At 44.2% G+C, this 23,512-nt stretch carries 32 protein-coding genes; 19 read left to right on the top strand and 13 right to left on the bottom strand.

Annotated features, from left to right (window positions below; all coding sequences use genetic code 11):
- Positions 1 to 99 precede the first annotated feature (99 nt).
- The 6 genes from QUD05_RS04750 to QUD05_RS04725 all read left to right on the top strand — a co-directional run bounded on the left by QUD05_RS04750 (position 100) and on the right by QUD05_RS04725 (position 5,188).
- Positions 100 to 456 carry a Spx/MgsR family RNA polymerase-binding regulatory protein gene (locus tag QUD05_RS04750; protein ID WP_289799883.1) on the top strand — a complete coding sequence of 119 codons (357 nt, stop codon included), beginning with the start codon at positions 100 to 102 and terminating at the stop codon, positions 454 to 456.
- 269 nt (positions 457 to 725) lie between these two features.
- A complete protein-coding gene (locus tag QUD05_RS04745) occupies positions 726 to 1,157 on the top strand; it encodes a DoxX family protein (protein WP_289795082.1) in 432 nt (143 codons plus the stop codon).
- A 29-nt stretch (positions 1,158 to 1,186) separates the two neighbouring features.
- Positions 1,187 to 1,744 (top strand): DUF2808 domain-containing protein, encoded by a 558-nt coding sequence (locus tag QUD05_RS04740; RefSeq protein ID WP_289795081.1) that lies wholly within the window; start codon positions 1,187 to 1,189, stop codon positions 1,742 to 1,744.
- A 271-nt stretch (positions 1,745 to 2,015) separates the two neighbouring features.
- A complete protein-coding gene (locus QUD05_RS04735) occupies positions 2,016 to 3,335 on the top strand; it encodes an acetyl ornithine aminotransferase family protein (protein WP_289795080.1) in 1,320 nt (439 codons plus the stop codon).
- 87 nt (positions 3,336 to 3,422) lie between these two features.
- On the top strand, positions 3,423 to 4,352 hold the full coding sequence (locus QUD05_RS04730; RefSeq protein WP_289795079.1) for a DUF1338 domain-containing protein: 930 nt from the start codon (positions 3,423 to 3,425) through the stop codon (positions 4,350 to 4,352).
- A gap of 608 nt (positions 4,353 to 4,960) precedes the next feature.
- Positions 4,961 to 5,188 carry a hypothetical protein gene (locus tag QUD05_RS04725; RefSeq protein ID WP_289795078.1) on the top strand — a complete coding sequence of 76 codons (228 nt, stop codon included), beginning with the start codon at positions 4,961 to 4,963 and terminating at the stop codon, positions 5,186 to 5,188.
- Between the two features lie 424 nt (positions 5,189 to 5,612).
- Here the strand turns inward: QUD05_RS04725 and QUD05_RS04720 are convergent, their stop codons facing one another.
- From QUD05_RS04720 to QUD05_RS04660, 13 genes are all read right to left on the bottom strand, one after another.
- Entirely contained in the window at positions 5,613 to 6,041 is a 429-nt protein-coding gene (locus QUD05_RS04720) for a hypothetical protein (RefSeq protein ID WP_289795077.1), read from the bottom strand.
- A gap of 15 nt (positions 6,042 to 6,056) precedes the next feature.
- Positions 6,057 to 6,506: a hypothetical protein gene (locus QUD05_RS04715; RefSeq protein ID WP_289795076.1), complete on the bottom strand. Its 450-nt coding sequence runs from the start codon at positions 6,504 to 6,506 to the stop codon at positions 6,057 to 6,059.
- Between the two features lies 1 nt (position 6,507).
- Positions 6,508 to 6,819 (bottom strand): hypothetical protein, encoded by a 312-nt coding sequence (locus QUD05_RS04710; protein ID WP_289795075.1) that lies wholly within the window; start codon positions 6,817 to 6,819, stop codon positions 6,508 to 6,510.
- The gene (locus QUD05_RS04705; RefSeq protein WP_289795074.1) at positions 6,819 to 7,133 is read right to left on the bottom strand and encodes a hypothetical protein; all 315 of its coding nucleotides are present in this window, start codon (positions 7,131 to 7,133) and stop codon (positions 6,819 to 6,821) included. Before QUD05_RS04705 ends, QUD05_RS04710 begins: the two co-directional genes overlap by 1 nt.
- 11 nt (positions 7,134 to 7,144) lie before the next feature.
- On the bottom strand, positions 7,145 to 7,603 hold the full coding sequence (locus QUD05_RS04700) for a hypothetical protein (RefSeq protein ID WP_289795073.1): 459 nt from the start codon (positions 7,601 to 7,603) through the stop codon (positions 7,145 to 7,147).
- A 1-nt stretch (position 7,604) separates the two neighbouring features.
- Positions 7,605 to 7,868 (bottom strand): hypothetical protein, encoded by a 264-nt coding sequence (locus QUD05_RS04695; protein ID WP_289795072.1) that lies wholly within the window; start codon positions 7,866 to 7,868, stop codon positions 7,605 to 7,607.
- On the bottom strand, positions 7,868 to 8,449 hold the full coding sequence (locus tag QUD05_RS04690) for a hypothetical protein (RefSeq protein WP_289795071.1): 582 nt from the start codon (positions 8,447 to 8,449) through the stop codon (positions 7,868 to 7,870). Before QUD05_RS04690 ends, QUD05_RS04695 begins: the two co-directional genes overlap by 1 nt.
- Before the next feature lie 130 nt (positions 8,450 to 8,579).
- Complete coding sequence (locus tag QUD05_RS04685; protein WP_289795070.1) at positions 8,580 to 9,425, bottom strand: hypothetical protein; 846 nt, start codon at positions 9,423 to 9,425, stop codon at positions 8,580 to 8,582.
- Between the two features lie 3 nt (positions 9,426 to 9,428).
- Positions 9,429 to 12,254 carry a hypothetical protein gene (locus QUD05_RS04680; protein ID WP_289795069.1) on the bottom strand — a complete coding sequence of 942 codons (2,826 nt, stop codon included), beginning with the start codon at positions 12,252 to 12,254 and terminating at the stop codon, positions 9,429 to 9,431.
- Positions 12,255 to 12,276: 22 nt separating this feature from the next.
- Positions 12,277 to 12,582 carry a glucose-6-phosphate dehydrogenase gene (locus QUD05_RS04675; RefSeq protein ID WP_289795068.1) on the bottom strand — a complete coding sequence of 102 codons (306 nt, stop codon included), beginning with the start codon at positions 12,580 to 12,582 and terminating at the stop codon, positions 12,277 to 12,279.
- Positions 12,583 to 12,965: 383 nt separating this feature from the next.
- Complete coding sequence (locus tag QUD05_RS04670; RefSeq protein WP_289795067.1) at positions 12,966 to 15,701, bottom strand: VapE domain-containing protein; 2,736 nt, start codon at positions 15,699 to 15,701, stop codon at positions 12,966 to 12,968.
- Positions 15,702 to 15,905: 204 nt separating this feature from the next.
- Positions 15,906 to 16,247 carry a hypothetical protein gene (locus QUD05_RS04665; protein WP_289795066.1) on the bottom strand — a complete coding sequence of 114 codons (342 nt, stop codon included), beginning with the start codon at positions 16,245 to 16,247 and terminating at the stop codon, positions 15,906 to 15,908.
- 520 nt (positions 16,248 to 16,767) lie between these two features.
- Positions 16,768 to 16,995, bottom strand: a complete 228-nt coding sequence (locus QUD05_RS04660) for a hypothetical protein (RefSeq protein ID WP_289795065.1) — start codon at positions 16,993 to 16,995, stop codon at positions 16,768 to 16,770.
- Between the two features lie 1,021 nt (positions 16,996 to 18,016).
- Here QUD05_RS04660 and QUD05_RS04655 point away from each other — a divergent pair.
- The 13 genes from QUD05_RS04655 to QUD05_RS04595 all read left to right on the top strand — a co-directional run bounded on the left by QUD05_RS04655 (position 18,017) and on the right by QUD05_RS04595 (position 23,489).
- Entirely contained in the window at positions 18,017 to 18,388 is a 372-nt protein-coding gene (locus QUD05_RS04655; protein ID WP_289795064.1) for a hypothetical protein, read from the top strand.
- Between the two features lie 183 nt (positions 18,389 to 18,571).
- On the top strand, positions 18,572 to 18,856 hold the full coding sequence (locus tag QUD05_RS04650; protein ID WP_289795063.1) for a hypothetical protein: 285 nt from the start codon (positions 18,572 to 18,574) through the stop codon (positions 18,854 to 18,856).
- A gap of 67 nt (positions 18,857 to 18,923) precedes the next feature.
- Positions 18,924 to 19,289, top strand: coding sequence for a hypothetical protein (locus tag QUD05_RS04645; protein WP_289795062.1), 366 nt, complete (start codon positions 18,924 to 18,926; stop codon positions 19,287 to 19,289).
- A gap of 86 nt (positions 19,290 to 19,375) precedes the next feature.
- Positions 19,376 to 19,606, top strand: a complete 231-nt coding sequence (locus tag QUD05_RS04640; RefSeq protein ID WP_289795061.1) for a hypothetical protein — start codon at positions 19,376 to 19,378, stop codon at positions 19,604 to 19,606.
- Positions 19,599 to 19,781 (top strand): hypothetical protein, encoded by a 183-nt coding sequence (locus QUD05_RS04635; RefSeq protein ID WP_289795060.1) that lies wholly within the window; start codon positions 19,599 to 19,601, stop codon positions 19,779 to 19,781. The genes QUD05_RS04640 and QUD05_RS04635 overlap by 8 nt, the downstream gene beginning before the upstream one ends.
- Positions 19,778 to 19,900: a hypothetical protein gene (locus QUD05_RS04630; protein ID WP_289795059.1), complete on the top strand. Its 123-nt coding sequence runs from the start codon at positions 19,778 to 19,780 to the stop codon at positions 19,898 to 19,900. Before QUD05_RS04635 ends, QUD05_RS04630 begins: the two co-directional genes overlap by 4 nt.
- Positions 19,890 to 20,252 (top strand): hypothetical protein, encoded by a 363-nt coding sequence (locus QUD05_RS04625; RefSeq protein ID WP_289795058.1) that lies wholly within the window; start codon positions 19,890 to 19,892, stop codon positions 20,250 to 20,252. The genes QUD05_RS04630 and QUD05_RS04625 overlap by 11 nt, the downstream gene beginning before the upstream one ends.
- The gene (locus QUD05_RS04620; RefSeq protein WP_289795057.1) at positions 20,249 to 21,283 is read left to right on the top strand and encodes a P-loop NTPase family protein; all 1,035 of its coding nucleotides are present in this window, start codon (positions 20,249 to 20,251) and stop codon (positions 21,281 to 21,283) included. Before QUD05_RS04625 ends, QUD05_RS04620 begins: the two co-directional genes overlap by 4 nt.
- Before the next feature lie 7 nt (positions 21,284 to 21,290).
- Positions 21,291 to 21,518: a hypothetical protein gene (locus QUD05_RS04615; RefSeq protein ID WP_289795056.1), complete on the top strand. Its 228-nt coding sequence runs from the start codon at positions 21,291 to 21,293 to the stop codon at positions 21,516 to 21,518.
- Entirely contained in the window at positions 21,484 to 21,714 is a 231-nt protein-coding gene (locus QUD05_RS04610) for a hypothetical protein (RefSeq protein ID WP_289795055.1), read from the top strand. Before QUD05_RS04615 ends, QUD05_RS04610 begins: the two co-directional genes overlap by 35 nt.
- A 77-nt stretch (positions 21,715 to 21,791) precedes the next feature.
- On the top strand, positions 21,792 to 22,070 hold the full coding sequence (locus QUD05_RS04605; RefSeq protein WP_289795054.1) for a hypothetical protein: 279 nt from the start codon (positions 21,792 to 21,794) through the stop codon (positions 22,068 to 22,070).
- A 4-nt stretch (positions 22,071 to 22,074) separates the two neighbouring features.
- A complete protein-coding gene (locus tag QUD05_RS04600) occupies positions 22,075 to 22,347 on the top strand; it encodes an eL43 family ribosomal protein (protein ID WP_289795053.1) in 273 nt (90 codons plus the stop codon).
- Positions 22,347 to 23,489 (top strand): site-specific integrase, encoded by a 1,143-nt coding sequence (locus QUD05_RS04595; protein WP_289795052.1) that lies wholly within the window; start codon positions 22,347 to 22,349, stop codon positions 23,487 to 23,489. The genes QUD05_RS04600 and QUD05_RS04595 overlap by 1 nt, the downstream gene beginning before the upstream one ends.
- The last annotated feature ends 23 nt before the right edge of the window (positions 23,490 to 23,512 follow it).

Raw genomic sequence — 23,512 nt, 5'->3', positions numbered from 1 at the left:
TGCTTGGGAGTAGCGATCGCTAACCTTCAATTTCTGCTATGGAGATTCTACGACAAGAGCATTCTATGTCATATATGGAGATTGTTGCTTAATTATTTTATGTCTATTCAAGTCTACGGAATTCCCAATTGCAGCACTTGCAAAAAAGCTATGATGTGGCTCCAACACAACAACATTGACCATGAATTTATCAATACCAAAGATACTCCGCCGACTCGTGAGATGATTCAAAACTGGGTAAAGTCTTTGGGTTTTGCTCCTATGCGAAACACCTCCGGTCAATCCTACCGCGCTTTAGGAGATGAAAAGAAGACTTGGGGTGATGAACAGTGGGTTGATGCATTCACTCACGATGCAATGCTGCTTAAACGTCCACTTTTCGTCAAGGATGGAAAAGCTGTGCTGGTTGGCTTTAGAGATGAGGGAATAGTTCGAGAAAAATTAGATTTAGCTTAAAGAGTTCTAAGCGTTGAGTTTCCCGATAGTTAAAACTAGGGAAAACTATTATTTGGCGTTATTATAGCGTTTCCTAATAAAACAAGTTACATCATAGCCCAGAGGGTTGGGGGTTGGTTTCTGTACCTACTTAACCGAGAATCGGTCGCGATCGCTTTTGTAAGTACTTTGGAAAATTTTGTCGATTTTTACTCCTATTGACTCAATGCAGATTAACATCCGTCAGTCAAACTGAAGTAATAGGGCAAGTATATAAATAGGCAAAAACCATGAAGAAGTATAAGGAAATATTACGTGTCATCCTGGCTATAGCCATTATTGTGGTTGGAGTGACACACTTTGTTATCCCAGAACCGTATGTCAAAATTATGCCACCACAACTTCCTTACCCTTTAGAGTTAGTTTATCTCAGTGGCTTTTATGAAATTTTGGGTGGTATTGGGTTATTAGTTCCGCCTGTAAGTCAAGCTGCTGCTTGGGGACTTATTACTCTTTTTATTGCGGTTTTCCCTGCCAATATCAACATGGCGGTTAATCACATTCAGCTAGAACATATACCAAACTCACCTTGGGTACACGTAGTGAGACTTCCTTTTCAAGCTGTTTTAATTGCTTGGGCTTGGTGGTACACAAAATCTTCATTTGGGGAAAAACAAGCTTCGATCATTCCTAAATCATTGATTCCCAAGGAACTAGAATGAGAATAAGTGCGTTTTTTTATATCTGAATCATGCGCCTTGCAACTTTGTTTGGAATAACACTCTCATTAGCAATTGGCATTGGAGAAGTTCCACTTCCGATGACTCAAGCTGTGCAGCTTAGAGATGGCTTAGTCTATTTCGTTCAACCGCCAAAACTTGTTAATGCAACAACTACTTACAAAGAGGTGAATGTTTGGGGCGCAACTTACTATTTCACCATCAATGTGCCGGAAAATGCTGGAGAATCCCTCCAAAAGGTAACGATCGCCCAAAAAGAGGGGTCAGAATACATCCGCTACAATCTTGATGATACCCGTGCATTTGTCGGCACACACCTACGCAAAGAAACGCAACTGAAACTAGGCTCAGTCACAAACGAGCGCGACACACGCACGGTTTCTGTAAACTTTGACCCACCTGTAACTCCAGGACAGACAATTACCATCGCCCTTCGCCCTGTAAGTAATCCAAGCTTTTCTGGTGTTTACTTATTGGGTGTTACAGCATTCCCTGTGGGTGAAAAATCTCACGGTCAATTTCTTGGCTTTGGACGGTTTCAGTTTTACAGCAATTGGGGAAGTTGGTAGTTTCGATAAAGGGAATAGGGAATATTTTCTAAAAGTTGTGTTATAAAAACGGGCAAGAGTCTTAAACAATACGAAAGGGCTTACCATCAAGCTTTTTCGTTAAATATTTTTGAGGATTCAGGAAAAATTAGCTGTATTTTTCCTGAGTCGCTGACGTATACTCTGATTTTTCGATAAATGCGTAATTCTTACAGCAATGGAATCAAATGCTACTGTCAGCAATCAAGCTTTAGCGTTTAATCATCAGTAATCTTTAAAACCCGAAAAAAATATGTTAAGTATTCCTATTAACTTAAATTTACCTCGTACACCCCATTTAATAACTTCCTTACCTGGGCCTCGCGCTCAAGCAATTGTACAACGCGATCGCGCCGTAACTTCCCCTTCTTATACCCGCGATTACCCGTTAGTTGTATCTCGCGGTCAGGGCTGTATGGTAGAAGATGTGGATGGCAATGTATTTCTGGATATGACCGCAGGTATTGCCGTCACAGCCACCGGACACGCCCACCCGGAAGTCGTCAAGGCAATTCAAGAACAGTCGGCGCGGCTGTTGCACATGTCAGGGACAGATTTTTATTATGAGCCGATGGTGGAACTAGCGGAACAATTAGCGATTCGCGCTCCCTTTCCCCACCCACATAGTAATAGTGGGTTTCCTGCAAAGATATTTTTCACCAATTCCGGGGCAGAATCCAACGAAGGAGCAATCAAACTAGCTCGATATTACACCAAGCGATCGCTAATCGTAGCCTTCTTAGGTGCATTTCACGGACGCACTTATGGAGCAATGTCTCTAACTGGTTCCAAAGTAGTGCAGCGAGCTAATTTTGGGCCTTTAGTTCCTGGGGTAACTCATATTCCTTATGGCACTCACGCAAGTTTAGATTATCTGGAACAACAGCTATTTACGACGATTTTACCACCGCAAGAAGTAGCAGCGATCGTCGTCGAACCGATTCAAGGAGAAGGTGGATATATCGTACCCGAAGATGGTTTTTTGCAGCGAATTCGGGAGATATGCGATCGCCACGGTATTCTGATGGTAGTGGATGAAGTACAAGCAGGGATGGGGCGGACTGGTCGCTTATTTGCGATCGAGCATTGGGGTGTGATGCCTGATATCATTACTACTGCTAAAGGTATCGCCAGTGGTATGCCGTTAGGAGCGATACTTGCTAGACCAGAGTTAATGACTTGGCCTCCCGGCTCTCATGCTACTACATTTGGCGGTAATCCTGTAGCTTGTGCTGCTGGTATTGTCACACTAAGACTGCTAGAAAGTGGTTTGATGAGCAACGCTACCCAGATGGGAGAATTATTACAAGCTAGTCTTACCCAGTTGCATCAAAGATTTCCGAGGGTATCGCCGCCACGAGGTAAGGGATTGATGGTAGCGGTGGATTTATTGGATGAACAGGGTAATCTCGATTATAAATTGCGCGATCGCATTATCCAAGAAGCTTTTTTACGCGGTTTATTATTGCTAGGTTGCGGTAAAGCAGCAATTCGTTTCTGTCCTCCTCTAGTTATCGACAGCGACCAAATTCAGATAGTCCTTCAGATTATCAGCGAGATTTTAAGTTCTTAAAAGATGAAGGGAGTGGGGAATAGGGTGCAGAAGGAGATTTCCTAACTTTTGACCCTTCTTTGACAAATGACAAATAACTAATCTAATATGAAACCCGAAATAACCCTTGATTTATGGAAATTACTTTGGCAAGAATACAGTGCCAGGGTCAATCATGCTCGTATCTACCAGCAAATGATTACTACTGCGGGTGGGACTGTCGCCAACGACCACATCGCCTTTCGGTCTTTGCGTTTATTAGTAGATACTCCACAGGGTCAAGTTAACTTAGGAATTGACTACCTTGGACAACTTGCAGAAGCTTTGGGTTACGTGGCGGCTGGAGAGTATACTTTTGCTCAAACTCATTTGTACGCCCGTCATTATCGTCATCTGCAGCAAGAGGAATTTAACTTACCCAAGCTGTTTATCAGCGAGTTGATTGTCGATGAATTGCCTAGCAATATCGCTCAACTTATCTCTACAACAGTATCTTCAATCCCAAAAGAACTGACCTCACCCCTTACTCTGCTACAAAAAGACGGGAACCTTGAAACCATCGCCAAACAACTCCAGCAAATCTTCACCCGCCCTTGGCTACCTCCGCAGCGTTTTGTCGTTGAAGAGGTGAATCAGGTTACTCAGTACGGGGCTTGGGTGTTGCTGCACGGATATGCTGTCAACCACTTTACAGGCTACATCAACGGACAGAATACTCCAGAATATCCAGATATTGATACTACCGCCAGTGCTTTGGCTAACCTGGGTGTACCAATGAAAGCAGAGATAGAGGGAAATGTTGCTTGTGGTTTGCGGCAAACTGCAACTCAAGCAGTAACGGAAATGGTGACGGTGTTAGATGATAACAGTGGTGCAGAAATTCAGATTCCTTGGACTTATGCCTATTATGAAATTGCCCAGCGCTATCTAGTAGAAGTGGAATCTGAAAAGCAGCAGCTTTTTGATGCTTTTCTAGGAAGTAATGCCCAGCAATTGTTTGAAATGACTCGTCTATCTAAATATAGCAATCCAATTTGATTTCTGAATTAATCGTAGAGACCAGGGACTGGGGAGAAGGAATAAAGGTGTACCTAGCTCCCTTAAAAATCAAATATGAGTCCTATAGCCGAGAGTTGTTATACCAATTAGAAAAAAGAATGCAACAAATAGACCATTTGTAGAGACGCGATTCATCGCGTCTTTACACAAAAATGCGTTGCAATCATTAATTGAATTGGTATTAGTAAAGGATTCAATTTCAAAATTCCGAGCTAGTAGTTTCGTCTTTTGGACAAACTACACTTGCAAGACAAAATCTTGATATATGCGGCTATGACAAATCTTATGTTACGTAGATTAGCCCGCAATCATCGTTGCTCTACTGCTTAATATTTATTTTATAAACACCCTCTAAGCTACAACAGTTTTTCTATATAAGCTAGTACCTACAAACCACAAACCCCTTGAAATTATTAGATTTCAAGGGGTTTAAGATAGTGCCAGGAACCGGACTTGAACCTAGTGACACGAGGATTTTCAGTCCGACCAGTTTTAGGCATTATTCCCGTATAGTCAAGCAATTGTTTTATTTTTATCGCTAATTTTTGCCTAAACCTTGCCTAGTAGATGCGCTAAAACGCGACAAAATGAAGATTATGCTTTATTCAGTGATCGAAATAGAAGAGGATGATCTTCAAGAATGGGAGGAACCTTTTATTACGTACTGCATTGTTGAAGGGGAGCATTCCTCAGCCCTTTTTGTTGGTGATTTAGCCAGAGCGAGGATTATAGAGTTCCAGCTTGTAGAAAAAGGCTTAGATCCTGAGCTTATACCTGATTTCATCAATGAAGAATTCGTTGATGAAACAAAATGAAGGTTACGCCCCATTCCCTGCTCCCTGCACCCTAAGTTGTCTAGAGTGAATCCCCACGCGAGACTACATTTGTCTTATAAGGAGTGACAGCCGTGCTGGGAGAACTGCCCATAAGTTATTTGTATCTCCCGAAACTCTTTACTAGCAAGGGATTGAAAAAACTTTATAGCAAACTGCTCATGCAGCGATCAATTCTCCTATTGACAAGCAAAAAAGTTTCAGTTACCCTGAATCCCCACGCGAGACTACATTTGTCTTATAAGGAGTGACAGCCGTGCTGGGAGAACTGCCCATAAGTTATTTGTATCTCCCGAAACTCTTTACTAGCAAGGGATTGAAAAAACTTTATAGCAAACTGCTCATGCAGCGATCAATTCTCCTATTGACAAGCAAAAAGCTTCAGTTACCCTGAATCCCCAGTGAGTTATTCATCCGGCTGAGTCGTTTCCTCGTACTCACGGATCTTGAAATCAGTATCACGCTGAAGAAACCGCTGGATATCTCTAGTGTAAAATAATACTCGCTTGAACTTGTGGTCAATTTTCTCATTTAATTGACCCAAAACCATCTGGACAACATCTTTTCGATTCACATACTCTTGAATATGTAAAGCTAATGTCCTATCAATCTCACGAATTTTTTCAGCATTCCTCGCTTGTTCTTCAAGAGTCTTTTCAATTTGAGTAATCGAACTTGAAATTCGATTCATTTTGCTGATGACGGTAACAGCTACACCACCAAGAACAGAAGCACTAACAAGAATCCCTAAAAATATACCAGTGCTTTCTAAAGTTAATGTTATTCCTGGAGAAGGACTAGAGTTTGTAGCTATTGTTGACGAAGTAGCAACCATTTATTTAAGTTGAAATTATATTTTTCTTGCCCAGATTTTTCGACCAGAAAAATAATAATTACTAGAGGCTGCATTCTTTGAAAACACAGTAAATTTAAACTCATGTAACCCATCAGTGGGGATGGTAATAGTTCTTTGAAGTATTGCATTAACAACAAGAGATGCATTATAGCAATCCATATCGTCAAAAGCCAAATTACCATCAATCTCTAGTTTTAATCTTCCAAGATTGGTTTTTAAAGTGGTTAGCACAGACAGATTGTAAGTTCCTACTGCTAGTAACTTCAGGAAACTAAAGCTATCATTAATTCCCGGTGGATCTTGATAAATTTCAACTCCATAAGCAAGACTAGCGTTTGTGTCAGTTTTCATTTGTCCGCCCACTTCCACCAAACTTTCATCATGCCAGTGAGCAAAACTAGTGGGAAGTAATAATTCTGAAAATACTGGATTGGATAAAGGCATTTTAAGTTAGCTCCCGCACTAAAGCACTACCGTTAGCCGCTGACCAAATACCACTAATTACCCCAGTGTAATTAAATGGCACTTCAAAATATCCACCTGCTGATAACTTGGCAGTAAAAGCGTTTGTTGCTGCGGTTGCACCAAATTCAATAAACAAATTAGCAGTGCTGTCGTTCCAAATCGTTGCACCTTTCCGGCTGGAATTGGCAGCCAAGATTGTCACACTAGTAGCGCTAGAAGCAACAGTGGCAGGCGTTGAGGTTCCACTAGTTGATTCGGTTACTGTTACTGATGCCGGATTATAAAGAGCCATTAGACACACTCCACAAACGAAAGTTTACAAATAGATGCAGAAATAGCAGTAACCTTTCCTAAATACAGGTTATTAGCATTAATTTCGTAGCTGCCACGGGGATTAAGGATAATTCCTTTACCTATTCCCCCTTGGTTTGTGTCCCCCAAGATTAAAGTAATATCTACGTTGGAACTATTGATGAATGCTGAGTATTTTCTGTTGGGATTAGTATTTAAAATCTCAGTTTTGTTGTTGGCTGATAAGCTTTTTTCATCATTAGTACAAGTAGTAAATTTATTACTAGACTCGCCTGCTGATACGTTGTTGATCATTGCTTCCTACCCTACAAAGATATTCCTAGCGCTAATTTTATTGCTTGCATATCATCTTCTATCGTGCTTCTATCTATACCTTCGTATTGGTAAATAGCAACATTAGCGTTGATAAACCATTTAGGCACTTGAAGTGATAGGAAGTAATTAATATTCAAGTCATCAAAAATGATTAAGTTGAATTTCCCTAAAAACAAGCTTTCCGGTTCGCCTACGAAACTTGCACCTAAACCAGTTGTCAAGCTGCGGCGCAAGTATCCCGCATACTTCCAAATTTTCCCTACAGGAACACTAGTATTCACAGCCACGGCAATGATGGATTTATCAAAGACTACAGGAATATTTATCTCAGTTATCCTTTGATAAATTGGCTTTCCTGCTGAATCATTTAAGTAACTTACAGCCGGAAAAGAATCACTATATTGCAATTGCCAATTACTTTCTATTCCTAGCTGTAAAATTCGGGACATATCAAGCGTGGTCAATTACAAAATCAACGTGTTCTGCAAATTCGTCTAATATCTCGAATGGGTTGGGTATACCGTAATGCTCTAACTTATCGAGGTATTCAACGATGTCAATTTTCCCCGTTAGCCAATCCCTACCCGCTTGATTGATGGCAAGCATTCCCCGAAACTCAGACTCAGAACAGTTGCCATCAACATCAACAGATAGCAGGTCTAACGGATCATCTGGAGTCCAAATAATTCCAGTTCGTTCTGCTATCTTGCTCATTAGCCTTCAGGAGTGAATCTAACCCGATTTTTGCCGCCGTTTCCTTCAATGAAGGTCACATACTCCGTTGTTTCTTCTATGGCTAAAACAGCGGCATCATAAGCTTCACCACCAGTACCTTGACCAAAAGGAGAAGTGACCGAATCTACGTCAGGTTTTTTGTACTCGACGCCAGTAATCCGACTGGCTTTCTTCACGGTTCCCGGCACAACAGTAGTAAGTGTTAGCCTGGCAAACTTGAACTTCTTCGCGTCAATCTTAATTGGCGTGGTTAGTAGGGCAAATTCGCTAGCTGTAGTGGTACGGCTAGCAAGCAGCCCCCGAAGTACATTGGCCACACCAGAACCTTGTCCAGTTTGATCGCTCTTGATCAATTGGGCAGGAACATATATCTTCGTAGTACCAGCTGTACCAAAGGGAGAAATATAGCCATCTATTTTTTCTGCCTTTGCCCGCTTGGTTTCGTCGGTAATAGCTGCAAATTTCTGCTGACGTTCTTGAGGAGTCGAATTTAGCCAAGCTTGATATTTGTCGTACCGAGCCTTTTGCAGCGGATATCGGTTCAGGTCTCTAAAACCCATAATTTTTATTGGTGATAGTTGCAGTTTCCACCAACTCTAGCCCTTTAAAATCCTTAGAATTCTGTGTGGAAACCTAATAGGTTTTTACCTTTATTCTCAGCCACAGCTACTTTCGCAAAATTGTTACAAATTAAGGATATTTGACTAATCCCTGATTCTGGAGCGTTGTATCTATCAAAAAGACTGGTGGGATAAGATTGCCCAAAGATATATAAGCGCTTCTGAATCTGAGGACTGCTACAGGTCTATACCTGCGGTTCTGTACCTGTTTGCCTAAAATCGTGACTTTCCCGGCTGATGCGGTTGTAGTGCTGGGTTTGTCTGGATCGTTCACAATTACCCTTTCTGCTTGAAAGGGTACATCAATTACGTTACAAATTTTTTGATAAATTTCTACTGCGTCAGTTCTAGAATTTACCAATAAATAATTCCCCTTGGGAAATCCATTATCAGGATCGGTGTAACTAGCTGATTTATTCCCTGTTGTATAAGTTATTCCTCTGCTGCTTGACAAGAAAGTGGTTTTAATTTCGTTAGCAATTTCTGTCATATTGGCTTTGGAAATAGCTGGCTTTGCATTTCCAGATGAACAAGAAAATTTCATCAATCTAACAGACTTTTCGTGCTGTATAGGTGATTCTTCAGAAGGTGACGCTGACTCATCTTGAGAGAAAACAAAAAATAACTGAGGATGTCCAGCAACGGGCGGAGCAGTATCAAGTCTATTACCGTAAAAAACAGCGAGATTTTTTTTACCGTAGCCAATAACGTTGTAAAACAAATCTGAACGCATCCAAGATGCGTACATATTATCATTATCTAACGCCCGACAAGCTAGCTTTAAAGATGGTCTAACGCCAGATAAATCACCATTGCCTTGGACATCTTTGAAGTATCTATCAACCCGACGATTATGCTCTTGATTCCAGGTTCTCTGGAGATGTTCAATATTGTCAAAGCCTTCTGGTAATGACATTGATTAATCCTCCCCATCGAATAAGTCTGAAAAATCAAAATTCAATGGTTGAGAATCAGTCTTTGACTGAGATTCTTTGGCTTTTAATTCGTCTGGTTCTGGGATAGGCGTAGCTTTGTTTACAGGTTTGTCATCTTCTTTTACCGCTTTTACAAATTCGGTTGCAGCCGTTGTTGATTCTGTGACGGCATTTACCACGTCTAGCGGGGCTTGTGTCACCATTTGTATGGTGCTTGCTCCATTTTGTAAACTTTCCAAGGTTTGCGTGACGCGATTAAATTTAGGTTGCGGGTTCATCCAGCCATAGGCACTTTCAAGAATGATTCCACCTTTTCTCAAAGCATTTCCTATCTTCCCTGTGTAGGCTGCGATTAATTCAGAAGCTTGGAGAATAGTTTGAGATAAATTCAAAAAGCTATTTATAACATTATTTGTTGCTTGATAAATTCTATTGGCTTTGGCCCATGCTTCCGTCATTTGTTGATAATTTTCAACTCCGATTGCACCTTTGATTAAATTTTCAATAGAGCCACTAATTACAGATCCAATATCAAAGGCGCTACCATCTTCCTTTTTTAATCCAATTAAGGTCAAAACATTACTAATAATTCCTAATAATGTTTGACCGATGTCATTGCTTAACATCAAGCCATTGTGGACAGTAGTGGCAAGAATCATAATATTTAGCACCCGATCTAGGTGCATCCAATCCGCAAAACGCGATAACTTCCCGCCGATGCCACCCGGCAATTGATCGCCAAGTTTGCCGTTGATGGTATCCAAAAGTGCTAGTTGTGCAGCACTCCCTGCGGTATTTATTCCGGTTAAAATGTCGTTGAGTTTATTTCCATTTGCCTTTGCAGCATCCTCGGCTTGCTTAATTGGCGCGCCAAGGCAACCAGTAGGCTGAGAAATTTCACACACAGCACCCTGCACATCGTCACGGTTTGCGGCGCGGACATTTGGGTTGTTTGCGATCGCATTCGGGATACCTTGTATTGCTGGTGTTAGGGCCGCAATTGCGGTTGCGATCGCAGTCAGTTGTCCGAGTTTTTCGTTAAAATCCTTTTGTTGTTGGTCTAACGCCGTTTTGATGCCATCGTTCGCCAATTCTGTTGGCGTTTTTGTGATCGGCGCTGTTCGCGATTTCGGTACGGGCGATAGCGCATCAGACATCGGTATGGGCTGCGCTGTGGTTGGCGCGGATGACGGGACACTCGTTATTAGCGTGTTTTTGTCGCGGGTAGAGACATCATTGCCGAATGCGTCTGTTCCCTCTGAAACAGTTATTGTTGACTGCGTTACGGTGCCTGCTGTTACCTCTACATACCCGATAGGCACGACGCCGCCCTCTGAAGGTGTAATCGTTAACCCCGTCCTTGGTACTGGGATATCCTCTGGTTCGGCGAATGGCAGTGATTTTCGCTGAGGCAATGGCTGCATCTGTGGCAACATACCGCCAAGGTTTGACGGTTGGTGTTCTGGATTAGGCAAGTAGCTTGGTGCTAATCCACCATGACCGGGGAAAAACGGCGCTCCGTTCGGCGTATTATTGGACGGCATGGATGGAGCGATTTGTTTATCCTTGCCTTTGTTCAAGCCAGCCGCGGGTAAACCCGATGGGATTGTGTTGTCGCCGCCGATTGGCGAATAACTGTATTGCGGTGGCGTATTGTCCGCTGGCGCTGGATTGTACCCGCGTCTATCCGGTGCGGTATCCCGTTGACCGTCTGCACGGGAAATAGAGGTCACATAAGGTTCACTGGTTGTTGAGTTCCCTACGACGGAAGCACCCGTGCTTACATCGTTAGAGAAAATTTCTACTTGCCAACGTCCATCGCTTAATCGCGTGGTTTTAAAGGCAGTGATAGGTCCGGGAATTGGCGCTGACTGGAAATTACTGACAGTTCCATTACCCAACTTCATCGACCAGAATACATAATACAATACGCCGATCCCCTGCCCTCCTATGTAGGGTTGGTAGTTTGGCGTGTATTGCTCGTGCCTTGCTGCTGTCGATGGTAATTGCTGTGGAAAGAGTGCATTCGCAAGATAACCACCCGCAAAACCGCCGATCATTGAACCAACGTATCCGCCAATTGGCCCACCAACAGCAGTACCAATAAGTCCGCCTGCGACACTACCTGCTGTTACTACTGCGGCAGTTGTAGCAGCTTGCTGAACGGACTGCCCAGCAATCAACGCACCCGCGAAGGTCAGGCCAGCGCCGACCCCAGGAATAATGAGTCTTCCCGCCGCCTGGGGTAAAGCTTTTGGTAAGGATTGCCCGATGCCGCCAACAGTATTACCGATCGCTTCACGTATTACGGCTGGCCGTGGTGTAGCGGTTGGCTCTACCAGTGAGTCAGCGCGTGCAGATGTACCGCTTGGGGTTGGTGGTGGACTACCAGTAGATGGCAATGGCTGACGCTCCGGCGTCGATCGCTGGTTTTGTGCAAGCGGTGACTCGCGTCGTGTTTGGGCAAATTCCGCTTCTATAACGTCACTACTCGGTTGTCCCTTGCTGCAATTCAACACGTTGCGTTTGCGCCTGAGAGGTTGATACCCTGGCTTGTTCGTTAGTAGACGCCGTTGATACCTTGCTTTGACGTGCTTGTTCCGCGAAACAGCCTCCCTTAGATTGCGTTCTCCGGCACTTTCTGCGAATTTCCGTAGCCCATAATTCAACTCATATCGCCGTCTTGCATTTATGGCGTCAAAATCAATTGGATCGCCAGCCGCGACAGCACTTGCTGGGCGATTTGTAAGGGAGCCGTGTAACGCCGCATCGCTGGCATCAAGTGAAGCAAATTGGCGTGGATTTTCCATACTGATTTTTCGCCAATTACCTTTAATTTGCCTTAAATGAAGCGGGCAGCGCGGTATTACTCAACGGCTGAATGTATGTCCAGTTCTTATTGCTGCCACTGGCTTGATCGGCAGAGACTTCGAGCGAAAGACGAACGATCATCCGTGTTTTCGCGTCAGCTGCTACCCAGTAATTATTTGCTTGGCAAGCGCGTTCTGTATAACCAACACCCTCAATAACTGTCAAGGTTGGATTGATGGTAAATAATGCAGATCCTAACCATGCCGCAAGTTTTTCTAATGTATCTATTTGAGATGGAATATCTGTTGCGGGATTAAATGCTGTCATTTGAAGAGATTTATAAATAGTTACTCTTCAGTTTTATGGGGCAATGAAAATTGTGTAAATGTTCCACTTTTATGTAAAAGAGGAAGTAGTTTCACTTACCGTATGTGTTGCTGCGATTAAGTTACAGAGATATTGATTATTCTGACGATAAAAAATATACCTATTTAACCCTAGAAACAGGTAAAACAGGAACTCAACTAAAATACAAGGCAGATATCATAAGTATCTGTACTGAATTTGACAGTAAAAGAATTTATACAATCTTTAAAAAGGATCGCACTTGCTTTTACCCTCTAAGGCGAATACCTTGGGGTAGAAATATGAATTGCAACTGCGCGATCGCTCTCTCAGGTAGAAGTGCGATCGCGTTTTACTATGCTTGTTTACATCTCCTCAAATTCGCCCAAGTGAGAAGTGACCACTGTCTTCTTCGGAGTTGTAAATATGAAATGGCTAACAGATGGGCGACTGGGCACAGTTTTGAGAATGCAACCCTCAATCCACTCGTAGTCATCATCTCCGAGAATCCGCACCTTAAACTTGTAGCTGGCATTCTCAATCTTGGAACTGAAATCTTTTCTTACCCTCTCTTCCCACTGTTGAATGGAACCACATTCTTTAGCCAGCCTGGGCAGCGCCTTTTTATCTGGGGTTGCCTTGATGGTCTTAGTTAATGTCTGCCCGTCCGGTGTCTTGAATATCAACCAGATTTTACTCTCACCACTTGTTTGGAAGCGGTGATATGGTTCGGCGCTGACCTCAACCGCTCCAAAGTCTGACTCTACTTTGAATATGAAAGGTTTAACTCCTTCAAAGGTTTTGTAATAGCTGCATTTCTCTGGGCAAGTGATAGCGCTGCTCTCGTTTTTGGTTTCTGTGTCAGTCGTGGTTACTTCCGCTTGTACAACAAAATTATTTTCAGAAAAGTTGGGTAAAGTAGGCGGATCAAGGCGGATCACGGGCGGATTAATCGGCTCGAAAGTCTTATTCTGTAAGGGCTGAGGTGTGATCTGCCTTGCCGGATCACTAGGCGGATCACTTTGTGGATTTTGGGAAAGTGATCCAGGTGATCTGCCTTGATCCGCCTTGTTACCCAAACTTTTTTGATTTTCTAATTCAGTTTCAACTTCTGAATTTGGGGAAAGTGATCCGGGTGATCTGCCTTGATCTGCCTTGTTACCCAAACTTTTTTGGTTTTCTGATGATGACTTCAACCGCCAAGCCCAAGGGCGACTGTTCCCAATTTTTTGTCTGTACTGTTCCCAACCGTTCGACCGGAGAATAGCTGAAACTCTTTTGGTGTAGAGCATCTCCTGTCTACCGAGTTCAATTCCTAGCGCAATTCTCAAAATTTCAGAGGTGGTTGTCTCTCCTTGCTGGCGAGAGTAAGCCAATACTGTGTCTGTCCAGGGGTCAACGGATTGGAAATCTTTGCTGGCTTCGTTGTGGACTTTCGACTCGGCTGGCGATAGCCACCACTGATGCCCTTTCTCGTAAAGGGCGTTAGCAGCTGCCCAAATTAAATCGCGTTCTCGGACTAACTGCTCGATATCAATTGGGATGTCGTCTATTACAGGGATAATCCAAAATCGTCGGTTGCCTGTGGGGTCGTTGAGAAGTTCTGTTTCGTTACTCGTTCCAACCAAGACACAGGCGCGAGGATGCTCTTTTACCTCGCGGGCATAAGGAGCGCGGAAGGCATCAACGCTCGAAGACATGAATTTTTTGATGCTGCTGATGTCCTTTCTCTTATACATGTGTTCGATTTCTGGGATTTCTAAACCCCAGAACTGATGCAGTTTCATTAGCTCGTCTTTCTCGTTGCCGTCGCTGAGTTCGTCTGTGAACCAGTCACGCCCGAACAGTTCCCGCCAAAAGCTGGATTTGTTTATTCCCTGTTCCCCTACCAGGATTAAAGCGGTATCAACTTTACACCCAGGACGACGGGTCCGAGCTACGGCTGATATCAACATCTTTTTCAGATAAATGTTGTGAAGTGGGTCGTCTGTACCAAAGTATTTAGTCGCTAAGTTGTCAAGAATTGAAGGGTCAACTGTACTGTATCTAGCGGCAACTTCATCTAAATATTCCACTACTGGATGGTAAGCATTTCGAGATGCGATCGCCTCAACAATCGCCTGTCCATCTCCTATTTGTACGTCCATGTCAAACTCCATTGCTATGTATAGCCGTAATTGGTTTAAGTCTATTTTTTGGTCGTTCAGTTCAATGATGTTTTTGAGTTGGTTTAACCGGAGATTATCGCCCCATCCATCTTTGATGATTTTGTAGGCGCGGTAAACTTTTGATGTGCGTTCCTCGTCATCATATTCTGTGTCATTTTTACGTTGCTCCTCTAAATCCTTCTTCCACTCTTCAATGGTTGGAGCATCTTCTATTAGTTGCTTGAAAGTTTCTTCTCCCTTAGCAGCAATAAAGTCATCCATGCCTTTAAGTTCAATTGATGGTAATTTAATTACCATAACTTTTGAACCTGTCGCGCTTAAATCTCTGGCTATGTTGATTAAGGATTGCTGGACAGGACGTTTATGCAATATGTCAGCGTCAAAACATAGGTAGAAAGTTCTGCCAAATCCAGCAAAGGCTTCTATCCATGAGTGAAGTCTGCCCATCTTTCGGCAAGTCGATACACCAGGTATAGATATAGTTGGAAGTCCGATGGTTAAACCCGTACCTGCTTTCTTGGCTCCTTCGGTAATGATTATAGGGATTGATTTATCAGCGAGGACTTGTTGCCAAAAATACTCTACCCCTGTGTCCAAGAACAAGGGAGAAGCACCATAACCAACTGCTCCCAAATACTTGTTTACTTTTCCATCTTTACCTAATGGTGAGACATCTGGCTTTGCTTGTACGCCTTCTAAGGTGCTTTCTCCTGTCAGTGGATTTACTCCTGAAACCATCCAGCAAGGTACTAAATGCTCCGAGTGTTTTTGTCTGGATTTTGTATTGCGATTGAGAGCTTTATCGACTTCTCTAGAGTCATATAAGGTTCTTACATTTCGCTGTATTATTTTTGCAGATACACCACTTAATTGCCATTCTTCCCAGTGGTGAGATGCAATGGTATCGACTGTTTGAGGAGTAGATAAAGTCATTGCTCTACCCTCCAATTAATGCTAGAATTGGCATTAATGAAGAAAGATTCTTTAATCTTTCTTTGAAAGTAATTTTTCATATTTTATTCCTTTTGACTCTAGCTGATTCCTGGGGTCTTTTTTTTTGTTAGGTAACAGGATGATAGGCATCTATTAACTGTTGTCTGAAGTTCTGGTTTTGCGATCGCACTTTCAAGTTCGGTTTTAAAACGGGTCGATCGCAATTTCAAGGCAGCCATTAATCCACTGTCCAATTTCATCAACGGTAGATAGTGTTGCAGCCGATTGCCTTAACGCTGCTAGCTCATTAGGAAATTCCCCTGTAGCATCCCAGCAAGGGGCGTTGATGTAATGCTGGCAGTATTCGGCGACAAGGCTGATTTCATTGGGGGAAAGTGTTTGATAGCTAAAAAACTTGAAGACCGCCGATCGCAATTTTCCTGATGCTTCATCCTGCCAGTTCAGAGGCAGTCCCAGTGGTGGGCGATAAATATCAGGTATTCGCTTTGGCTTGTAGATAGTTACTTCGATAATTTCGTCACTCATTGGCGATTAGCTCTTATCTTTTGGCAGTCGGCTTTGATGCCAGCAATGATCTCTGGGTTGTCTTCAAAAAGCATTGGCAATCCCTGCAAGATAGCGCCTCCCAAGATGGTTGCCTCGTGCCGTTCTAGCTCTGGGTCTAGGGTTTGGAGGTAATCGACGAATTTGTTTAGCTGTTCGCAAGCAATCTCAATCGCATTGTTCAGTTCTGGGGAAGCTATGCCGATCGCTTCAGGGAAGACGACGATCGCAGCTTTTATCTGTTCTTCTGTACTCATTGGNTTATTGGGTGTTGGGGAATCGGTAAGTTGCAAGTAAAGCAGAAAGTTGTCTAGCTCCTCTTCGGTCAACAGGAGGCGCGATCGCTTTCCGTAATATTTAATCAAATGCTCTCGACCTTGTTCTACCGTCCAGCCCAGGCGCTGCATCTCGGTATCTATCTTGGTCATGAGGTCTTCGAGTCTTTGTCCTTGGGTTTTTTGGTCTGTCATTGGGCATTGGTCGTTGGGGAACAACGATCGCACTATCTAGCAGGGGTAAAGTCAACGTAAAGGTCATACCCTACATAAAACTGAGAGGCTGCCTCTGGGTTGGTAATTTGGAGTTCAATTCGACCAGCTGGTGTCGCTTTCCAGAAGGTCAGGTTTTCTTCACTGGGCGGGTTGGTGGTGACTGGGTGAAGGATGACTGTTGCTGTCTGGGTTTCGTGGTTGAAAGTATTTTGTTGACAGGTAAATTTAGCTCTGATCATTGGTTTTATTCCTTGGTGGTCAGTGGGGAAAGATTAGGGAAGGCGGATCGAGTTGGCGCTTGATCCGCCATTTTGTTTACCGAAAGAGAAAATCAAATGAGTGACGTAATGATTTTGAGTGGACAATGAAATAATCAGGTTGGAGTAAAAATCTGAATTGTTTCATAAATGCTGAACTTGTCAAGTTTCAGCAGATCGACACAGCAAATTAAAAAAGCGATAAAGTCGAATTTTCCTAATTACAGGGTTTGGACTGCTGAACTTGAGGGATGCGACAGGCGTGAGTGTGAGATTCTGCGTACAACAGGCGAAAAGATTGGCAGAAGGGGAGGCTCAAGTTAGTTATTAGTTATCGTGTGGAATTCACTCCCTGACAACCCAGTTTTTGCAGAGTCCGGTCTGGAAAGAAAAGCTAGAGTCTCCTTTAGATGATCTCCGATCACAACTCAATCCCGAATAGTCACAGATGCGTCGCCTGCTAACAGACAGTAGGCGACATATCCATGAATAAAGCCGTTCTACCAGAGTAGGTAGGACGGCTATTATGAAGCTTCTTGAAATTGTTTTTGTAGTTTCCGTCTCAAAGTGCTTGTAAACTCTTGTACTTCTGATTTTAGGCGGTTTGCTTCGTGCAACAAGGCGCTGGATTTCAGTTGCTTTATTTGCTGGACCATGATACTAAGCAATATTCATCGATCAGGTTCGGTCAAGGATTCCCCCAGTAGTTGCTGTCTCCGGGGCTGAAGATACTTGATTGCGAGCTATCCGCTCGATTATTTCGCTAAAATTTGTTCGAATTCCTAGTGAGATTCGCTTTTTCCTCCAGCAACGCCACGGCCATCTTGAGAGACATTGACAGAGTCACGTTGACTGTCTTCCTCTGTCCATGTAACGGTTCTTCTCATCTTTGGTTATAGACATAGCACACTCCTAAATTATTGTATAAACTCCTGCACGTCTTTATAAATATCCGCTTGACTTCTTTATTGCACGTAGCAATAGACTATAAAAAGATCTATACGTGCAAACAACTAAATTTGTAACCGAATCTCGCTGCCCAACGCCTAATGACTATCACCCCAAACCAGGCAGAGATAGCAGCCTGCCAGCACTGAGCAAATACCAAAGACCTGCTAGGGGGGAAACTGACAACCAACACCTTTTAGACGGAGTACCTATGACCATTGGTGAGCACAACGCCTTTCCCATTGCGTGGAACCAAGACGAGCAACTGACTGAAGATGGACTGAATAAGCGTGAGCTATTTGCAGCGATGGCATTGCAGGGATTGCTGGCGAATCCCAACAATTTCAGTTGGGAGTTACAAATAACCCGTGCAGTTGAAATCTCGGATGCTTTGATTGCAGCCTTAAGCCTTACCCAGAAGAGATAAGCAGCCTGCCAGCACTGAGCAAATACCAAAGACCTGCTAGGGGCAAGTGACAACGGACAACGGACAACTGCATTCACCCGTAAGTCGTAGCGATCGCAGGGTTAGCAGCCATTAAAAATCCAGAGCGAAATGCCCTGGATATCCTCAATTCGATTGGCTAATAGCATTGAAAGAGTGGACGAAATGAATGTAACAGAAATCAACCGACTAGACATCCTCGCCCATATCATGGGGAGCTTCAACCGCGCTCAAAACACTGGGCTAAATTGCCTAATCTTCCTTGCGCTGCGGGAACAAACCACCATTGCCTACCAGAAGAAAGAATGGGGATTTGAGGATATACCCCAACAAATTATCGTTTGGTGCGATTCTCTCGAAGAAAACGACCTGATTGAACTGGGAGCCGACATTGCAGCCAAGCTTACTAGAGGAACTTGTCACCGATTCCAGAGATGCGCAAAAAGCTAAAAGACCCACAGTGCAAGGAATTGAGCCACAAAAACAACCCACTTTATTGAGCGACTATTAACGCACTATGACCGACCAACAGACGACAGATAAACCCCTTAACGGGCGACTGCCAAGCACCGTTAACAGCCGAAAAGGCAGAAAGAAGGAGTGGAAAGACTTAACTATAGACCCACTCTCGGAAGGGTACGAAAGCCATCAAGCCGACTATGTAGTGGGTAACTCGCCGATTACCTGGGCATTGCTCGAAGTCGGTCAACTCTTCTCCCGTTCCAAAAATGGGAAGAACTTACACGTCAAACTAAATGATGGTCGCGCTATCTGTTTAGATACCCGGCGTCCAATCGAGTTTAAGCCATCAATCCGCAACTCTACACAGGTTTGGGTTGTAACCAACTTCAACTCGACCAGTGCAAGTAAAACGGATTTTTAAAGGCGATCGCCATCCGCACAGATCCGCGATCGCCCACCAATACGATGTAGCCCCGCCGCTGCAAAACTAAACATCATCCAAATTATATGACTCAACGACCAAATCCCAGTAACGAAATTCACCATGTCGGCTTCCCAGAGGGGCAGCTACTAGGCAATGGTGCAAATGCCCAGGAGTGCGCCGAAATCTCAGCCGCTTATCTCCAAGGAAAGCCACTGCCCATCAGTGATAACGAAGTTATCAATCGAATCAACGACCGACTCACCGAAACTAGCGGATATGGCAAGTACAGCACCTGGGGGAACAGCAATGACTGACAAAAATCTTGCTGACCTGGTTGTTGAAACCTCAAAACAAATCTCTGAAATATACAACCACCCTGATTATCAAAAAATAGAGACTGAGGGGTATGAAGCAGACGCAACACTCGGTGACGCTTACCAGGCGATGGTTGACCTGAATGCCCAGATCGCAAAGAAGGAGCAGGAGTGAATCAAGCAATGATATTAATTTGCACCATAGCGGCTCTGGTAATTGCGATCGCAGCATTGTGCAAGCAAGAGAGTAATCGCCCTTTCTACCTCAAAATCGAGGTGCAGTATGGCAGATGAGCAAAAAATAGTAGTTGAGGTTCCGAGCGATCGCGGTCACTATTCCCCAATCCCCATTCCCCAGCCGTCCAGGTTGGAGGAATTTAAAAAGGGGTGGAGGGACGCGATCGCCCTCCCAGGCAATCTGCCAGACTTGGCTTATAGCCTTACTTCTACTGTGGCGATTCCGGCTTTGTTGAGTAGCTGTTGGGTGAGTATTCCGTTTCCTGGATTTATCCGCCTGGGAGTGTTGGGAGTTTTAGCGATCGCTGGAGTCGTCACCCTTTACTTGCGGCAAGCCGTGCCAGAGGTCAAAGATATTCTTTTGCTCCGTGTTGGGTTAGTTGCTGTGGGGGTTCTGTTAGGGATATGAGTAGTGATTTACATCCCTCCCAGTTACACCAACACTTGCAGATGTACGCCTGTGCCAAGTGGTCATTCTGGGGTAGTTTAATTGTCAGCGGTGGCTTATTATTCCTGGGGGCAACTCAAAAGCCAGAGTCTAAGCCGTGGATATTAGCGGCCTCCGTTGGTAGCCTAGAAGTCGGTCGCAGACATCGCCAAACAGCCAAACTCCTGCAAGAATCGCTAGGCGATATCGACCGAGCATCACGGCTTAACTTCCAAGCGTGGGCTAGCGCCAACACCCAGCCCACAGCACAGTTAGCGCTGACTGTTGGCGCTATCGATGCCAACTGGAAACCAGAGAACCTGATTACAGATCCAGTTGAGTACATCCAGAAAAAACAGAAACACGTTGCTCTAGTTGGCGGGACTGGTGACGGTAAATCGACTTTCACCCAATATTTGTCATCAAAAATCGGTGGACGAGTCGTTGTCTATGATTCCGATGCCAAGCCCGACGATTGGGCATGGCTCTCTCAAGCCGATGTTATTGGCCGCAAAGGCAACTTCAAAGCCATCGACACCGCAATGGGTAACGACCTCAAAACCTTAGAGGAATTGGTAGAGCTTCGCGGAGAAGGGGGAGATAACGCGATCGCTGGTCGAGAACGGTTCATGATCGCTGAAGAATTCCCCATTTTGGTAGACGAATGCGACAATGCTAGACCCTGGATCAAACGCCACGCCAAACGGGGGAGAAGATACCAGCAGTTCATTTGTGCTTTAGCCCAAAATGATACAGCTGAGAATTTTGGCTTGGAAGGCGACAAAGATACCCTCTACAGCTGCTTTGTGTTGGTGCGGTTGGGTCAATTTGGCCGCGACTACGCCAGGACTAAACTAAAAGATCCTCAGTTAGAGCAGTGGCTAAAGGCAGGTGGTAAAAGGCGGTTTATGGTTGATGACTGCCCTTGTGAACTTGACCTGAGCAACTGGGGGACAACTGCGATGCCTGCGGCGGGCTACGCCTACGCAACACCGGAAACCGTGCGGCGGTGAAGATAAGGTGCAACCACAGCCTACAGCCATGAATGAGTTTGAGCAATTTATCCTTGACTGGGGTCAACATCACCCAGGAGAAGTTTTAAAGGCTGGAATACTCAGTCGATCTACTCGCTTATTTGATGGTATGCAGCCAGACGAGATAAGGATTTTCTTCGCTTCTATGGCTGACAGGGGTTTAGGGGAAGTGGAGGGAAATGGCGATCGCCTCGGCTGGAGGTGGTCAAAGTAATGTCTACACTTTGCCTACAGTCCATCTACAGACTGTAGGCAAAGCAATACATGTAAATTACCGATTAGATAAGCAGTGGTTGAGTGGAAGTGCGATCGCTCGACTCCTAACCGCTAATCGCTCAAGAGTGCGTCTACACCGTCTACAATTTTTCAATCCCAAAAATTTGGCTGTAGACGCTAAAAATAGCCGCTAGAGCGGGTTTTAGCATCTGTAGGCAAAATTTTTGGGGTTCAAAAAACTTCAAAAATCGAAATAATTTTTAAATCTGCAATGAACTATCTTAGTTATCACGATCTAGAGAAAGAAGACAAGCACGGGTTTACTGCTGGGGAAGAACCACTAACTGAAGAATCTTTGGTAGTCCGCGAGATGGTTGTACCTGGAATGCTTGACTATCCAAATATGTACGTCAGGCATATCAATTTGGCTTTTGGAGAACAGCAATATCTGATCATCAGCATGACTGACTATGAATTGGACGAAGCCAAGAAATTAGAGATATGCGCTGGTGCTGTGAAATTCCTGAAAGAAAGAAGCGAAAGGAATTGATGCGATGACTCAAACAACTTGTCCTCGATGCGATTGCACAACGTTGAAATACCAAGAAAATTATGGTTACTGGGAATGCCTTGACTGTGGCCATGTCTGGGCACTGGATGCCGATGATCCAGACTACGACAACACTAAGATTGACAACCAAACTTTGAGGTATTACTTGGGGATGGCGCTCGATAACGCGACCCTATGTAATTGTAGCGGTGGGTGGATTCAGGAGGATGGCGAATTACTCTGCTGCCCCCGGTGTAATGGGAGTGGGTCTATTTAATGGATGACCCGCTTACCAAAATCAACGAGCGGCTAAAAATTGCTCGAATCGGAGTAAGCGTTGAGCAAATCGGCCATCGCCTTTACCTGCGGGCAACGCTCCCCCCGAAACCAAATTCTAGAAAAACCAAACCCTACCAGCAACGAATTGCCCTCGAAATTTATGCCAGCCGCGAGGGATTCAAGCGGGCAGAAGCTGAAGCGAGACTTTTGGGCGGGTTGATTGCCTGTAAGAATTTCCAATGGGATTCTTACTTGAAAACACCCGCTGGAGAATCCGGTGAGGTAGAAACCATTGAAAACCTGATTAAAAGGTTTGAAACTTTTTACTTTGACACCAGAGATCGCAACCACCAAAGCGAGACAACTTGGGAGATTGATTACTGGCGAGTATTTCAAAAACTGCCCCAAACCCAAACCCTCAACGCCGAAAACATTTTAAAAACTGTAACAGCGACAACTCCTGACACCAAAACCCGCAAGCGAACTTGTATGGCACTTTCAGCGCTAGCCAGATTCGCCCAACTGGAAATTAATCTCAAACCCTACAAAGGTAAATATTCTCCGCGCTTGGTAACGCCGCGAGATTTACCAATAGATACAACCATCGCCCAAACTTTTTATGAGATTGAATCGAACGCTTGGCGCTGGGTGTATGGGATGCTGGCGACTTACGGACTACGGAATCATGAAGTTTTTCGCCTCGACTTGGGGGCGATCGCCAACGGTAACTACATCATTAGCGTCAGCGACAACTCGAAAACGGGTTCTCGGCAAGTTTGGCCTTGTTATCCCGAATGGTTTGAGGAATTTGATTTACAAAATGTAGTTTTACCAAAAGTCGATTTAAATCAGTCAAATCGGGCGATCGGGCATGTCGTCACCGTTTGGTTTCATCGTCACGAAATTTTTGCGCCCTACAACTTGCGCCACTGTTGGGCAATCCGCACTTTGGTGTTTGGCTTGGATATTTCTTTGGCAGCCCAACAAATGGGGCATTCAGCCAAAGTTCACTCGGAACTTTACCACCACTGGATTAGCCAGCAACATCACCAAAGGGCTTTCGAGTTGATGGCAGGCAAAAAAGATAGACCCCAGGTTCCGCGGATTTTGGGACATGAAGCGGTAAAATCTTCTGACTAACATTTGACTATTAATCTGCCATG

This window comes from Nostoc sp. GT001, assembly GCF_030382115.1.
Lineage (GTDB): Bacteria > Cyanobacteriota > Cyanobacteriia > Cyanobacteriales > Nostocaceae > Nostoc.
Note: the sequence above shows the minus strand (reverse complement) of the source record. Positions and strands in the feature narration are given on the sequence as shown.

Bases quoted from the DNA above. Each gene is read 5' to 3' on its own strand.
- QUD05_RS04625 (WP_289795058.1), top strand. From the start codon at position 19,890: ATGGCAGATGAGCAAAAAATAGTAGTTGAGGTTCCGAGCGATCGCGGT.
- QUD05_RS04650 (WP_289795063.1), top strand. From the start codon at position 18,572: ATGAATGTAACAGAAATCAACCGACTAGACATCCTCGCCCATATCATG.
- QUD05_RS04600 (WP_289795053.1), top strand. From the start codon at position 22,075: ATGACTCAAACAACTTGTCCTCGATGCGATTGCACAACGTTGAAATAC.
- QUD05_RS04680 (WP_289795069.1), bottom strand. From the start codon at position 12,254: ATGGAAAATCCACGCCAATTTGCTTCACTTGATGCCAGCGATGCGGCG.
- QUD05_RS04605 (WP_289795054.1), top strand. From the start codon at position 21,792: ATGAACTATCTTAGTTATCACGATCTAGAGAAAGAAGACAAGCACGGG.
- QUD05_RS04635 (WP_289795060.1), top strand. From the start codon at position 19,599: ATGACTGACAAAAATCTTGCTGACCTGGTTGTTGAAACCTCAAAACAA.
- QUD05_RS04620 (WP_289795057.1), top strand. From the start codon at position 20,249: ATGAGTAGTGATTTACATCCCTCCCAGTTACACCAACACTTGCAGATG.
- QUD05_RS04665 (WP_289795066.1), bottom strand. From the start codon at position 16,247: ATGAGTGACGAAATTATCGAAGTAACTATCTACAAGCCAAAGCGAATA.
- QUD05_RS04710 (WP_289795075.1), bottom strand. From the start codon at position 6,819: ATGGCTCTTTATAATCCGGCATCAGTAACAGTAACCGAATCAACTAGT.
- QUD05_RS04715 (WP_289795076.1), bottom strand. From the start codon at position 6,506: ATGCCTTTATCCAATCCAGTATTTTCAGAATTATTACTTCCCACTAGT.
- QUD05_RS04645 (WP_289795062.1), top strand. From the start codon at position 18,924: ATGACCGACCAACAGACGACAGATAAACCCCTTAACGGGCGACTGCCA.
- QUD05_RS04730 (WP_289795079.1), top strand. From the start codon at position 3,423: ATGAAACCCGAAATAACCCTTGATTTATGGAAATTACTTTGGCAAGAA.
- QUD05_RS04595 (WP_289795052.1), top strand. From the start codon at position 22,347: ATGGATGACCCGCTTACCAAAATCAACGAGCGGCTAAAAATTGCTCGA.
- QUD05_RS04735 (WP_289795080.1), top strand. From the start codon at position 2,016: ATGTTAAGTATTCCTATTAACTTAAATTTACCTCGTACACCCCATTTA.
- QUD05_RS04685 (WP_289795070.1), bottom strand. From the start codon at position 9,425: ATGTCATTACCAGAAGGCTTTGACAATATTGAACATCTCCAGAGAACC.
- QUD05_RS04720 (WP_289795077.1), bottom strand. From the start codon at position 6,041: ATGGTTGCTACTTCGTCAACAATAGCTACAAACTCTAGTCCTTCTCCA.
- QUD05_RS04675 (WP_289795068.1), bottom strand. From the start codon at position 12,582: ATGACAGCATTTAATCCCGCAACAGATATTCCATCTCAAATAGATACA.
- QUD05_RS04745 (WP_289795082.1), top strand. From the start codon at position 726: ATGAAGAAGTATAAGGAAATATTACGTGTCATCCTGGCTATAGCCATT.
- QUD05_RS04740 (WP_289795081.1), top strand. From the start codon at position 1,187: ATGCGCCTTGCAACTTTGTTTGGAATAACACTCTCATTAGCAATTGGC.
- QUD05_RS04700 (WP_289795073.1), bottom strand. From the start codon at position 7,603: ATGTCCCGAATTTTACAGCTAGGAATAGAAAGTAATTGGCAATTGCAA.
- QUD05_RS04705 (WP_289795074.1), bottom strand. From the start codon at position 7,133: ATGATCAACAACGTATCAGCAGGCGAGTCTAGTAATAAATTTACTACT.
- QUD05_RS04610 (WP_289795055.1), top strand. From the start codon at position 21,484: ATGGCGATCGCCTCGGCTGGAGGTGGTCAAAGTAATGTCTACACTTTG.
- QUD05_RS04725 (WP_289795078.1), top strand. From the start codon at position 4,961: ATGAAGATTATGCTTTATTCAGTGATCGAAATAGAAGAGGATGATCTT.
- QUD05_RS04640 (WP_289795061.1), top strand. From the start codon at position 19,376: ATGACTCAACGACCAAATCCCAGTAACGAAATTCACCATGTCGGCTTC.
- QUD05_RS04750 (WP_289799883.1), top strand. From the start codon at position 100: ATGTCTATTCAAGTCTACGGAATTCCCAATTGCAGCACTTGCAAAAAA.
- QUD05_RS04690 (WP_289795071.1), bottom strand. From the start codon at position 8,449: ATGGGTTTTAGAGACCTGAACCGATATCCGCTGCAAAAGGCTCGGTAC.
- QUD05_RS04660 (WP_289795065.1), bottom strand. From the start codon at position 16,995: ATGATCAGAGCTAAATTTACCTGTCAACAAAATACTTTCAACCACGAA.
- QUD05_RS04695 (WP_289795072.1), bottom strand. From the start codon at position 7,868: ATGAGCAAGATAGCAGAACGAACTGGAATTATTTGGACTCCAGATGAT.
- QUD05_RS04670 (WP_289795067.1), bottom strand. From the start codon at position 15,701: ATGACTTTATCTACTCCTCAAACAGTCGATACCATTGCATCTCACCAC.